Origin of the sequence: Maritimibacter sp. UBA3975 (assembly GCF_002384975.1) — a bacterium.
Lineage (GTDB): Bacteria > Pseudomonadota > Alphaproteobacteria > Rhodobacterales > Rhodobacteraceae > Maritimibacter.
The window spans coordinates 128411-140923 of the sequence record NZ_DGCP01000009.1 but is presented as its reverse complement, the minus strand read 5'-3'; the positions used below and the strand labels follow the sequence as shown (position 1 = coordinate 140923).

The following is a 12513-nucleotide window of genomic DNA, read 5'->3' as shown; positions in this document are numbered from 1 at the left end:
GATCACGGGTTTTGCCCCGCCTGCAAGTCATATATGGCATGTTCGGCGCGGTCACGCCATGTGCCCGCGATCACAAACCCTTCGGCAAGGCGCTGCCAATGGACGCGACTCGGTGAGTTACAGGTTGAGAAAGCCGGTCACGGTTGTCGGCATGATGGGGGCCGGCAAAACCGCCGTGGGCAAGTCGCTTGCCACGCGGTTGGGTGTCCCGTTTCTCGACTCGGATGCCGAGATCGAAGCGGCGGCCAACATGTCCATCGCCGAGGTGTTCGAACGCGATGGAGAGGCGTTTTTCCGTGACCGGGAGGCCGAGGTGATCGCCCGGCTGCTCGCCACCGGGCCGATGGTGCTGTCGACGGGCGGCGGGGCCTTTCTGGCCGAGCGCAACCGGGCCGCCATTTCCGAGGCGGGGGTGTCGATCTGGCTGCGTGCCGATCTGGACCTGTTGTGGCAGCGGGTCCGGCACAAGGCGACCCGGCCGCTCCTGCGCACGCCCGATCCGCGCAAGACGCTGGGCGAGATCTATGCGGCGCGTGAGCATATCTATGCGCTTTCGGATCTCGCGGTGGATGCGGACGCGCGGTATTCCATTTCCGACATGACCGATCACGTCGTGAGGGTTCTGAAGACCCGGCCCGACGTTCTGGAGGCGCGATGAGCATGGAAACCGTTCACGTCGAGTTGGGCGCACGATCATATGACGTGCGGATCGGGCCGGGTCTGCTGTCTCAGGCCGGGGCCCATGTCGCGCCGCTGCTCAATCGTCCGCGCGTGTCCATCGTGACCGAAGCGCGGGTGGCGGGTCTGCATCTGGACGCGTTGCAGGGGGCGCTGAAGGCCGAGGGGATCGAGAGCGAGGCGCTGATCCTGCCGCCCGGGGAGGCGACGAAGGACTGGGCGCATCTGAACCAGACGGTGGAGTGGCTCTTGGACCAGAAGGTCGAGCGCAAGGACGTGGTCGTGGCCTTCGGCGGCGGCGTGATCGGGGACCTCGCGGGGTTCGCGGCCGCGATCCTGCGCCGGGGCGTGCGGTTCGTGCAGATGCCCACGTCGCTCCTCGCGCAGGTCGACAGTTCGGTGGGCGGCAAGACCGGAATCAACTCGCCGCATGGCAAGAACCTTGTCGGGGCGTTCCACCAGCCCGCGCTGGTGCTGGCGGATATCGACGTGCTGGGCACGCTGACCCCGCGCGATTTTCTGGCGGGCTATGGCGAGGTGGTGAAATACGGCGGGCTCGGATCGCTGGACTTCTTCGAGTGGCTGGAGGTCAACGGGCCTGCGCTGGCCGCAGGCGACGTCGCTTTGCGGACCGAGGCGGTGCGCCGGTCAGTGCAGATGAAGGCCGACATCGTGGCGCGCGACGAGACCGAGCAGGGGGACCGGGCGCTTCTGAACCTTGGCCATACTTTCGGCCACGCGCTGGAGGCGGCGACCGGCTATTCCGACCGGCTGCTGCACGGCGAGGGCGTGGCTATCGGTTGCGCGCTGGCCTTCGAGACGTCCGCACGGATGGGGCTGATGAGCCAGGAGGCACCGTCGCGGTTCCGCGAGCACCTTTCGGCAATGGGGATGAAGCGCGACCTTGCCGATATTCCGGGCGACTTGCCCGGGGCCAACGGCCTGATCGACCTTATGGGACAGGACAAGAAGGTCGATGCGGGGCGGATCAAGTTCATCATGGCGCGCGCGATCGGTGAGGCGTTCGTGACCGACGCGGTCGACCTCGCGCTCGTGCACGACATCCTCGAAGAGGAGCTCGCGGGCCGTTAACGGCGGTTGAGGCGGCCCATCACGGTGCGGCGGCTGATGAAGCCCGTCGTCTCTCCGGCCGAGTCCACGACGGCGACGCCGTAAGCGGAGTTGAGGAGCCTCAGCACTTGCGAGAGCGGCGTTTCCGTCTGCACGACCGGCACGTTTGACACCATCGCGCGGGTGATCGGGGCATGTCCCCCGAGTTCGTCGAAGCGCGCTTCCAGGTCTTCGCTGGACAGGAACCCGGTGATCCGGCGGCTCGCACTGTCGACCACGGGAAATTCCGGCACGCCTTCACGCGAGAAGGCGTCGCGCGCGGCGTCAAGGGTGACGGTGCTGCCAAGGGCCTTGAAGCCCGTCGTCATCACCTCGCCCGCCGTAGAGGTGCGGGCAAGGCTGGTGAGGCGGACCTGCTGCATCTCGGCCCGCGCGGCCATGAAGATGAACACGGCGATGAGCGGATAGAACAGGCTGCCGATGTATAGGCCATAGAGGCCGAAAGCGACGGCGAGGGTCTGACCGATGAGCGAGGCGATGCGGGTGGCCGTGAGGCGCGTCGTGACCATCGCGAGCAGGGCGCGCAGGACGCGGCCCCCGTCCATCGGGAAGGCGGGGACCATGTTGAAGGCCGCGAGGATGAGGTTCAGCGTCGCCAGTTCGCGCGGCAGGTCGGCGAAGGTCATGCCGCCGGTCAGCGGCGCGGCCTCGAAACTCAGACCGGCGCCGAACCAGAGGATGACGAAGATCACCACGTTCACGGCGGGACCGGCAAGGGCGACAAGCACTTCCTGCCCCGGTTTCTCCGGGATGCGCAGAAGACGCGCGACGCCACCGATGGGCAGGAGCGTGATGTCGGGGGTCGGGATGCCGAACAGGCGCGCGGTCAGGGCGTGGCCGTATTCATGCGCGATGACGCAGGCGAAGAGGGCAAGCACATAGACGGTGTTGACCAGTGCCGCCTGCGGGCCGGCCGCCATCCAGGCGCTGCCCGCGACATAGGCGAGCAGAATCAGGAACGTGCCATGCACGCGCAGTTCGGAGCCGAGCAAGCGGCCGATGGGAAAAGACCAGCGCATCAGTCAGACATAGGCGCGGGGCGCGGGCGTGATAAGGGGCGCGCGGCGCGTCGCCGCGTCACCCCGGCAGACGTCGATCAGAACGGGATCTCGTCGTCGAAGTTGCCGCCGCCGGTCGCCGGGGACGCCGGGCCGCTGTCATAGCCGCCGCGGTCTTCGTAGCCGCCCGAGGAGGAGCCGCCGCCGTAGTCACCGCCGCCGCCGCTGCCGCCGCCGCGCGAATCGAGCAGGGTCAGCTCGCCACGATAGGGGCGCAGCACGACTTCGGTCGAGTAGCGGTCCTGGCCGGACTGGTCCTGCCATTTGCGGGTCTCCAGCTGGCCCTCGATATAGACCTTGGAGCCCTTCTTGAGATACTGCTCCGCGATCCGGCCGAGTGGTTCCGAGAAGATCGCGACCGAGTGCCATTCGGTGCGCTCGCGCCGTTCCCCGGTGTTGCGGTCTTTCCAGTTCTCAGAGGTCGCGATGCGCAGGTTCACCACCTTGCCGCCGTTCTGAAAGGTCCGCACCTCCGGATCGCGTCCGAGGTTGCCGACGATGATGACCTTGTTGACGGACCCAGCCATGAGGACCTCCCGAATCTTTAAAATTAGCTTCAAACGTTACATCACCCGTGCCCGATGAAGGAAAGGTTAAAATCCCCGGATCGCGCCCGGCGGAGCCTTGCCGCCCGGTCATCGCGCGAGGGTGGCGAGTCGGTCTGATTTAGGCTATCGTTCCGGGCAAAACGGAGTGTGGGCGGTGAACAAGGGACGTATTGCCGGGACATTGATCCTGACTTTCGCGATGGCCGTGCCGGTGAGTGCGGACACGCTGTTTTCTTCTTCTAACGGTCGGCGCAGTTTCGACAACGCGCTGAAGGTGCTCGACGGGCGTGCGTCGGAGCAATACTCCGGGTCGGTGCGATACCAGCCGCGACCCAAGGAGCATGTGCCCTCGTACCGCGGCAACTACCGTGGCGAATACCTTGCGCTGGCGAAATCGCTGGCGGTGAAGCACGGGATTCCCGAGGACCTTTTCCTGCGCCTCGTGCAGCAGGAATCGGGCTGGAACCCGACGGCGAAATCACATGCAGGCGCGATCGGGCTTGCCCAGCTCATGCCCGAGACGGCTGCTCTGCTGGGTGTCGATCCCGACGACCCGCGCCAGAACCTCGAAGGCGGGGCGCGCTATCTGGCCCAGCAATACAAGACGTTCAAGTCGTGGAAACTGGCGCTTGCGGCCTACAATGCCGGGCCCGAGGCCGTGAACAAGTACAACGGCGTGCCGCCTTACAAGGAAACCGAGGGTTATGTGAAGGCGATCCTCGGCGGCTGACCGTCACAGGCTGCGCGACACGAAATCCACATGGGACGCGCGGAAGCCGGTCGCCATGCGCGCGCGCCACAGCCGGAACATGAGCGGCGGCGAATATCCCGGATAGCGGGGCAGTTTTTCGTCCGCCCCCGATCCTTCGGCCAGATCCTTGCAAAACGTGCGCCATCGCGGGGCCGGCCGGGTTTCGGGTGGGAGTCGGTCCGCGAACATGCCGACCCAGGGCCGCCCCTTGCGGTCGATGAACATCGGGGTGCCGCAGCAGGTGGCGATCACGCGCTGCGCGGGGGTTCCGTCGAAGAGCCTGTGGCCTGCGAGGTTGTCGGCCCCCAAGACGCATGTCACCCGGTCCTTGCGCCAGATCGCGAACGACGTGCCGCCACCCGGACCTGCGACCTCATGTTCGAAGCGGTTTTCCAGGACGACAGCGGCGGTCTGACACTCTGCGCAATGGCAGATCGTCGCGGCCTCACAGTCGCCATGGAGGCGCAGCCGCACTTTCCGGCAATCACAGGTGACGTCTTGGGTAAGCAACAGAAGGCACTCCTAACGACGTCAGGAGAGTGGTGTTTCACGCGGATGTCAACAAAGCCGAGGTCGGAGTCTCACTTAGTGTGCGTAACGCGTTGTAACTAGGTGATAACTTGCAGCCTGTCCGCGCGCAGAATCACGCCCCGCGGCGGAACTGCGACGGCGTGCGGCCGGTATGATTCTGAAAGGCCCGCGTGAAATAGGCGGCAGAAGCGAATCCAAGCGAGGAGGCGATGTCCTTGATCGGCATATGCGTTTCGGTCAGGAGCCGCCGCGCCTCGTAATGAACCCGGTCCGCGAGGATCGACGAGGCCGGACGCCCGCAGGCCTTGTTGCAGACGCGGCTGAGGTGGGTGGGCGTGACGCCGAGGTCCTGGGCATAGTCGCGCACCGTCTTGGCCGAGTGGAAATCCTGTTCCACCAGCGCGGTATAGGCGGCCGCGAGGCGCGAGGCCGCATCTTCTTCGGGCTCTTCGATGTCGAGCGCACGCATCTGGCGCTCGATCCAGACCGACAGAAGGCCCGCGTGGCAGAGCATCGCGCGGTCGGAGGCGAGGTTGCCGCTCTCCAGCTCGGTCTGAAGGTTCTCGATCAACCGGTTCAGTTCGATGTGCTGGTCGGCGTCCTGTAGGCGCAGGTGAACCGGGTCTTCGGGCAGCGACAACTCGTCTTCGACGCCCACGGGGAACACGACGATCATGCCATGCACGGTCGAGTTCATCTCGAACCCGTGCATCGTGCCGGCGGGAACGTAGATCGCGTTGTGGGTCGTGTAGCCGGAGGTCTTGCCGTTGACCGTGATGCGGCCCTGACCGCGGGTGAACCAGAGAAGGACCGGGGCACCGTAGCTGCGCATCGCCTCGGTGCGCCATCGACCGCCGCTGGCGAGGCGCGCGAGTGGGATGACACGGAAAGGCGAGCTCAAGCTGTTGGTCTGGTCCATATTGTGCTGATTCTCCCTGTCAGTCCCAAGGCGGCCGATCCGAACTTTGTTCGATTCGTCCTATCGCACGGAACCCCTCAACCGGCGACCTCCCACCGGTAGACGATTCCCCGCGATCTGTCTTGCGGGCTATCCACAGGGGGCCGGTTTTCCTGTGGATAAGTCGAAGGTCTTTTGGCGATGTTTCCGTTGGGCCACACAGAAAAAGGGTTACGGGACTTGCGGTATCGCCACGGTTTTCCAGCCGGACATGCGCGAGCGGAACCATGTGCGTTGGCGTTTGGCGTATTGCTGGCTGGCCACGATGGCCGCATCGCGGGCGGCGTCCAGCGTCATGTCGCCCTTCAGATGTGCGATAAGTTCTCGTGCGCCGATGGCCTTGGCCGAGGGCAGCGTGGGCGACCAGCCCGGAAGGTTGGCGCGCGCCTCCTCGAGAACACCCTGCGAGAGCATCGCGTCGAACCGGCGCGCGATCCGGTCGCGCAGCCAGTCGCGCGGCGGGTCGATGACGAGGGGGAGCGCGTCTGCGAGCGGCAGGAGCGGCGGGGGCGTATCGTCCTGCCACGCCGCGAGGCCGCGTCCGGTGGTGCGCTGCACTTCCCACGCCCGCGCGACACGGGCCGGGTTCAGGAGGTCGATGCGCGCCCGCGTGGCACTGTCGAGGTCCGCGATGAGCGCGTCGGGACCTTCGTTCGCCAATAACGCCTCGCCCTCGGCCCGGATCGCGGGCGGGGTGAGCGGGATGTCGGCGAGCCCCTCGGTCAGGGCCGAGAAATAGAGCCCCGTGCCGCCGACGATGATCGGCCGCGCCTCACCTTTGAGGATCGGGGTCAGGTCGCGCAGCCAGTGGCCGACGGAATACTCGCGGTCGCCTGGAATGTGGCCATAGAGCCTGTGGGGCGCGACCTCTTCTTCCGAGACGCTCGGGCGCGCGGTCAGGATACGCCAGTTTTCAAACACCTGAAGCGCGTCGGCATTCACGATCACGCCGCCCGCCGCCCGTGCGATGGCGAGGGCCAATGCCGACTTTCCGCTCGCCGTTGGCCCGGCGATCAGGACAGGGCGGTCCGGGGCGAGCCCGTCCAGGTAGGGAGCAACGCGTTCGTCCGCCATCATCCGCTCGCATGTGCCGGGCCGTTTCGCACATTGCGCCCGGTCCCGATTTCCGACATTTTGCGCGCGATCCATACATGACCCGCGAGGACGACGCAAAGCCATGACCGAGCCCGCAACCGCAGCCGACGCCGAGATCCCGAAGCCGAAATACACGCGGGTGATGTTGAAAATCTCGGGCGAGGCGCTGATGGGCGACGGGTCCTACGGCCTCAACCCGCCGACTGTCGCCCGCATCGCGCAGGAAGTGAAGTCGGTTCACGACATGGGTGTCGAGATCTGCATGGTGATCGGGGGCGGCAACATCTTTCGCGGGCTTGCGGGCTCTGCACAGGGGATGGAGCGCACCACGGCGGACTACATGGGGATGCTCGCCACGGTCATGAACGCGCTGGCCATGCAGTCGGCGCTTGAGACGCTCGGCGTCTATACCCGTGTCATCAGCGCGATCCCGATGGATCAGGTCTGCGAGCCCTACATCCGCCGCCGCGCCGTGCGCCACCTTGAGAAAAAGCGTGTCGTGATCTTCGCGGCCGGCACCGGGAACCCCTATTTCACCACCGATACGGCGGCGACGCTGCGGGCCAACGAAATGGCCTGCGAGGCAATCTTCAAGGGGACCAAGGTGGATGGGGTCTATGACAAGGACCCCAAGAAGTTCGATGATGCGGTGCGGTATGACGAGGTGAGCTACGACGAGGCGCTGGCCAAGCGGCTGGGCGTCATGGACGCCTCGGCCATCGCGCTGGCCCGCGACAACTCGATGCCGATCATCGTCTTTTCGCTGGACGAGCCGGGAGGGTTCAAGGGCATCCTTGGCGGGCAGGGGACCTATACCAAGGTCCACGGCGGCAAGTCCGTCAGCTGATCGCGCGCCGGTGACAAGTGCCGTGCGGGCAGGGCCGATCCGGGCCGCCCGCGTGGCGCGCGTCTCTATACAATCCGGCGTAAATGAGAGTATATGACGCCAATCAACGGACCCGGGGTCCACCTGCAGGAGGTTTGAGGCATGGCTGACCAGGATTTCGACATCGACACGGACGACCTTGAGCGTCGGATGGAAGGCGCGATGGCGTCGCTGCGCACGGAATTCGCATCGCTGCGCACCGGGCGCGCGTCCTCGTCCATGCTGGAGCCGATTTCGGTCGAGGCCTACGGGCAGCGCACGCCGATCAACCAGGTGGGCACGGTGAACGTGCCGGAGCCGCGCATGGTGACGATCAACGTGTGGGACAAATCGCTCGTGAATGCCGTCGAGAAGGCGATCATGGAGTCGGGCCTGGGCATCAACCCGCAGACCAACGGCACGATCATCATGCTGCCGATCCCCGAACTCAACGAGGAACGGCGCCGGGAACTGGCCCGCGTCGCCGCGCAATATGCCGAGACCGCCCGCGTCGCGATCCGCAACGTGCGCCGCGACGGGATGGAGCAGCTCAAGAAGGCCAAGAACGACGGCATGAGCGAGGACGACAACAAGATCTGGCATGACGAGGTGCAGGCGCTGACCGACAAGTACATCGCCAATGTCGACAAGGCGCTCGAGACCAAGCAGGAAGAGATTATGCAGGTCTGATCCGAAAGGATCGGACCGGTCGCGCACAGCGGGGCGAAAGGGCAGGCCGTGAACAAACAGAGCCAGATCGCCACGGAGACCGGAAACGGTCTGCACGTTGCCATCATCATGGACGGCAACGGACGCTGGGCGAAAGAGCGCAGGCGGCCCCGGCTGTTCGGCCATCACGCCGGCGCCAAGCGGGCGCGCGAGATTGTCGAGAGCTGCCCGGACCTTGGCGTCACACACATCACGCTGTTCGCCTTTTCCACCGAGAACTGGAAGCGCACCCAATCCGAGGTGGCCGGGCTGATGAGCCTGTTTCGCCGGTACATCAACAAGACCGCGCAGGAACTGAACGACGAGGGGGCCTGTGTGCGCTTCATCGGGGACCGCATCAAGCTCGACCCGAAACTGCGCAAGCTGATGGACGACCTCGAGGATCTGACCAAGGACAATTCGCGCGTCCATGTCACGGTCGCCCTGAACTACGGCGGGCGTGACGAGGTGGCGCGCGCCACCCAGCGGCTTGCCCGCGACGTGAAGGCCGGCTCGCTCGACCCCGAGGAGATCGACGAGGAAACGCTGCCCAAGTACCTCGACACCTGTATGCTGCCTGACCCGGATCTCGTGATCCGCACGTCGGGGGAGGCGCGGGTGTCCAATTTCCTGCTGTGGCAGTCGGCCTATGCGGAATACGAGTTCATCGACACGCTGTGGCCCGACTTCGATCGGGCGAAATTCGCCGAGGTCCTGGACCGCTTCGCGGCCCGTGATCGCCGGTTCGGTGCGGTGAAGAATGCCTGAAACCGCCGTCAGTTCGAAATGGTCCGACCTGTCCACGCGGGTCGTGTCGGCGGGCGTGATCGTGCTTCTGGCGCTTGGTGCGTTGTTCGCCGGGCCGCTTGTCTGGTCGATCTTCGTGCTCGTGATCTATGTCCTGATGCTGCGAGAGCTGGCCAAGCTTTGCGAGGTCGAGATCCCGACCCTGCGCCGCTGGATCATCGCCCTCATGCCGATCGCGGTCCTGGTGGTCACACTGTTGCTGCCGTTGGCGGGACCGGAAGAGGTCGGGCCGGACGCCGTGTGGGATGCCTTTCGGCTTGGCGTGATGCGGGTGGCGCTGATCGCGCTGGTGCCGCTCGGCATCGGGCTTTTGCTTCTGCGCGCGGGTCATCGGACCTGGATCGCCTATGGTGCGTTGCTGGCGGCGGCGGCCGGGTCGCTCGTCTTCGGGCAACTGGTCGCCGGGCCGCGCGGTATCCTCGCGCTGGTGGGGATCGTGGTGATCTCGGACGTGGCGGGGTATTTCGCGGGCCGTGCCTTTGGCGGGCCGAAGTTCTGGCCGCGTGTCAGCCCGAAGAAAACCTGGTCCGGAACGGTCGCGGGCTGGATCGGCGCGGGAATCTTCGGCGCGATTGTGGCCCCCGGCCTGCTTGCGGTCCCGTGGTGGGCGGGGGCGCTCGGCGCCGTGGTCCTGTCGTTCGCGGGACAGATGGGCGATATCGCGGAAAGCTGGCTCAAACGGCGGGCGGGCGTGAAGGACAGCTCCGCGCTCATCCCCGGACACGGCGGCGTACTGGACCGGCTCGACGCTCTGGTCGCCGTGGCTGCGCTGGCCGGGGTGGTGGCCGTGCTGTCCGGGCTGCTTCCATGACACGGCGTGTCTCGATTCTCGGCGCGACCGGGTCCATCGGCTGTTCCACCATCGACCTGATCGCCCGCGACCCCGCGGCCTATGATGTCGTCGCACTCACCGGCGGGCGCAACATCGCGCGGCTGGCCGAGCAGGCGCGGGCGCTTGGGGCTGAGATCGCAGTGACCAGCGATGAGGCGCTATTGCCCGACCTGCGAGCCGCGCTCGATGGCACGGGGATTGCCTGTGCCGCCGGGCCGGAGGCCATCGTGGAGGCCGCGCGCCGCCCCGCCGACTGGGTGATGTCCGCCATCGTCGGGGCTGCGGGCCTGCCGCCGGGTCTGGCCGCGCTGGAGGAAGGGGCGACGCTGGCGCTTGCCAACAAGGAAAGCCTCGTCACCGCGGGGCCGCTCATCCTTGAAACCGCACGGTCGCATGGCGCGCGAATCCTGCCGGTGGACAGCGAGCACTCCGCCGTCTTCCAGGCGCTGGTCGGCGAAGAGATTTCAGCCGTCGAACGGGTGATCATCACCGCCTCGGGCGGCGCGTTCCGGGACTGGCCGCTGGAGAAGCTGAGCGAGGCGTCTCTGTCGGAAGCGTCGTCCCATCCCAACTGGGACATGGGGCAGCGTATCACCATCGACTCGGCCTCGATGTTCAACAAGGCGCTGGAGCTGATCGAAACGCGGGAGTTCTTCGGCGTCGAGCCTTCGCAGATCGAAGTGATCGTCCATCCGCAAAGCCTGATCCATGCGCTGGTCGGTTTCAACGACGGCGGGCTCATGGCGCATGTGGGGCCGGCGGATATGCGTCATGCCATTGGCTATGCGCTGAACTGGCCCGCACGCAAGGAGTTGCCGGTGGAGCGGCTGGACCTTGCCAGAATCGGCCAGCTCGATTTCCGTGCGCCGGAAGATGCACGCTACCCGGCGCTCCGGCTCGCCCGTGAGGTGATGGAGGCGCGCGGCATGGCAGGCGCGGTGTTCAACGCGGCAAAGGAGTCCGCGCTCGACGGGTTCATCGCCGGGCGCATCGGTTTCATGGACATGGCGGGGGTCGTGCAGGACGTGCTCGCGCAACTGTCAGGTGACACGGGCCTCATGTCTGCCGCATTTTCCCTTGATAACGTGCGCGCCGCAGACCACATGGCGCGGGTACGAGCAGAAGAAAACATGGCCGGGGACAACGCCCCGCAAAGGAGCGACACGTGGACCTGACCGGGCTGATCCCGTCCTTCGGCAACCTCGCCTTCACCCTCATCGCCTTCATCATCGCGCTGACGATCATCGTCGCGATCCATGAATACGGGCATTACATCATCGGCCGGGTCACCGGCATCAAGGCCGACGTCTTCTCGATCGGGATCGGGCCCGTGCTGGCCAAGCGGACCGACAAGCACGGCACCCAATGGCAGATCGCGGCCTTTCCCGTGGGCGGCTACGTCAAGTTCCGGGGGGATGCCAATGCGGCCTCGGCCGGTGTGGACGAGGGGGCGATGGAGGGCCTGAGCGACGAGGAGCGACGGCATACGATGCACGGCGCACCGCTCTGGGCGCGGGCGTTGACCGTGGCCGCTGGTCCCGTATTCAACTTCGTTCTCTCGGCACTCATCTTCTTTTCGATGGCCTTTTACAGCGGGGTCGCGACCGACCCGTTGACGGTCGACAAGCTGGCGCCTGTTTCGGGTCTGGAATCGCTCGAACCGGGGGACCAGATCCTGTCGATCGCCGGGGAGGAAACTCCGCCGCTCGACGACTTCTCGGATTTCGTCGCCACCCTGCCGAACGAAAGCCCGGTGGACTACACCGTGTTGCGCAACGGGCAGGAGGTGAGCTTTCAGGCGATGCACCCCTATCCGCCCTATGTCAGTTCCGTCACGCCGCAGTCGGCGGCGGCGGACGCGGGGCTGCGTGAAGGTGATCTTATCCAGACCGTGAACGGCGAGCCGGTCGCCACGTTCGAGACGCTGCGCCAGATCGTGGGCGAGGGGGATGGCGAGACGCTGGACCTCACCATCCTGCGCGAGGGCGAGGGCGTCGACGTGACGCTCACCCCGCGCCGGGTTGATCTGCCGCTGCCGGAAGGGGGATTCGAGACCCGCTGGCTCATCGGTGTGTCCGGCGGGCTGGTGTTCGAGCCCGAGACGCGCGCGCCGACCTTCGGCGAGGCGGTTTCGACGGGCGTCGGGCAGGTGGGTTACATCATCACCTCGTCGTTGTCGGGGCTGTGGCACATGATCACCGGCGCGATTTCGTCGTGCAACCTGCGCGGGCCGATCGGGATCGCCGAGACCTCGGGCGCGGCGGCGAGTCAGGGTGTGGACAGCTTCATCTGGTTCATCGCGGTTCTGTCGACCGCCGTGGGGCTGCTCAACCTGTTCCCGATTCCCGTGCTGGACGGCGGGCACCTCGTCTTTCACGCCTATGAGGCCGTGGCGGGCAAGCCGCCGAGCGACCGGGCGATGCGCGTTCTGCTGACCGTTGGCCTCGCCCTGATCCTGTCGATCATGGTGCTGGGCGTGACGAACGACCTTTTCTGTCCCTGACCGGGAAAGGCGGGCGCGGGGCGAATGCCCTGAAAATGCCACAATTGC

The 12513-nt window shown here is 66.1% G+C and carries 14 protein-coding genes; 9 read left to right on the top strand and 5 right to left on the bottom strand.

Annotated features, from left to right (window positions below; translation table 11 throughout):
- Window positions 1-58 precede the first annotated feature (58 nt).
- Window positions 59-658, top strand: a complete 600-nt coding sequence (locus tag B2585_RS05615) for a shikimate kinase (RefSeq protein ID WP_292020888.1) — start codon at window positions 59-61, stop codon at window positions 656-658.
- Between the two features lie 2 nt (window positions 659-660).
- Entirely contained in the window at window positions 661-1770 is a 1110-nt protein-coding gene (gene aroB, locus B2585_RS05610) for a 3-dehydroquinate synthase (RefSeq protein ID WP_292022738.1), read from the top strand.
- Here the strand turns inward: aroB and B2585_RS05605 are convergent.
- The gene (locus B2585_RS05605; protein WP_292020886.1) at window positions 1767-2828 is read right to left on the bottom strand and encodes a site-2 protease family protein; all 1062 of its coding nucleotides are present in this window, start codon (window positions 2826-2828) and stop codon (window positions 1767-1769) included. The two genes, aroB and B2585_RS05605, sit on opposite strands and share 4 nt — an antisense overlap.
- Window positions 2829-2905: 77 nt before the next feature.
- Complete coding sequence (gene ssb, locus B2585_RS05600; RefSeq protein ID WP_292020884.1) at window positions 2906-3394, bottom strand: single-stranded DNA-binding protein; 489 nt, start codon at window positions 3392-3394, stop codon at window positions 2906-2908.
- 220 nt (window positions 3395-3614) lie between these two features.
- On the opposite strand from ssb, the gene B2585_RS05595 reads away from it, so the two are divergent.
- Window positions 3615-4145, top strand: a complete 531-nt coding sequence (locus B2585_RS05595) for a lytic transglycosylase domain-containing protein (protein ID WP_292022736.1) — start codon at window positions 3615-3617, stop codon at window positions 4143-4145.
- Between the two features lie 3 nt (window positions 4146-4148).
- On the opposite strand, the gene B2585_RS05590 is transcribed toward B2585_RS05595, so the two are convergent.
- The 3 genes from B2585_RS05590 to miaA all read right to left on the bottom strand — a co-directional run bounded on the left by B2585_RS05590 (window position 4149) and on the right by miaA (window position 6732).
- On the bottom strand, window positions 4149-4640 hold the full coding sequence (locus B2585_RS05590) for a GFA family protein (RefSeq protein ID WP_292020882.1): 492 nt from the start codon (window positions 4638-4640) through the stop codon (window positions 4149-4151).
- Between the two features lie 169 nt (window positions 4641-4809).
- On the bottom strand, window positions 4810-5598 hold the full coding sequence (locus B2585_RS05585; RefSeq protein ID WP_292020880.1) for a helix-turn-helix domain-containing protein: 789 nt from the start codon (window positions 5596-5598) through the stop codon (window positions 4810-4812).
- Between the two features lie 228 nt (window positions 5599-5826).
- The gene (gene miaA / locus B2585_RS05580; RefSeq protein WP_292020878.1) at window positions 5827-6732 is read right to left on the bottom strand and encodes a tRNA (adenosine(37)-N6)-dimethylallyltransferase MiaA; all 906 of its coding nucleotides are present in this window, start codon (window positions 6730-6732) and stop codon (window positions 5827-5829) included.
- 100 nt (window positions 6733-6832) lie between these two features.
- Here miaA and pyrH point away from each other — a divergent pair, with 100 nt between their 5' ends.
- From pyrH to rseP, 6 genes are all read left to right on the top strand, one after another.
- Window positions 6833-7597: a UMP kinase gene (gene pyrH / locus B2585_RS05575; protein ID WP_292020877.1), complete on the top strand. Its 765-nt coding sequence runs from the start codon at window positions 6833-6835 to the stop codon at window positions 7595-7597.
- A 141-nt stretch (window positions 7598-7738) separates the two neighbouring features.
- Window positions 7739-8305, top strand: a complete 567-nt coding sequence (gene frr / locus B2585_RS05570) for a ribosome recycling factor (protein ID WP_292020875.1) — start codon at window positions 7739-7741, stop codon at window positions 8303-8305.
- A 48-nt stretch (window positions 8306-8353) separates the two neighbouring features.
- Complete coding sequence (gene uppS / locus B2585_RS05565) at window positions 8354-9091, top strand: polyprenyl diphosphate synthase (protein WP_292020872.1); 738 nt, start codon at window positions 8354-8356, stop codon at window positions 9089-9091.
- Window positions 9084-9941, top strand: a complete 858-nt coding sequence (locus B2585_RS05560; protein ID WP_292020870.1) for a phosphatidate cytidylyltransferase — start codon at window positions 9084-9086, stop codon at window positions 9939-9941. The genes uppS and B2585_RS05560 overlap by 8 nt, the downstream gene beginning before the upstream one ends.
- The gene (dxr, locus tag B2585_RS05555; protein WP_292020868.1) at window positions 9938-11137 is read left to right on the top strand and encodes a 1-deoxy-D-xylulose-5-phosphate reductoisomerase; all 1200 of its coding nucleotides are present in this window, start codon (window positions 9938-9940) and stop codon (window positions 11135-11137) included. Before B2585_RS05560 ends, dxr begins: the two co-directional genes overlap by 4 nt.
- Window positions 11128-12465 carry an RIP metalloprotease RseP gene (gene rseP, locus B2585_RS05550; protein WP_292020867.1) on the top strand — a complete coding sequence of 446 codons (1338 nt, stop codon included), beginning with the start codon at window positions 11128-11130 and terminating at the stop codon, window positions 12463-12465. The genes dxr and rseP overlap by 10 nt, the downstream gene beginning before the upstream one ends.
- The last annotated feature ends 48 nt before the right edge of the window (window positions 12466-12513 follow it).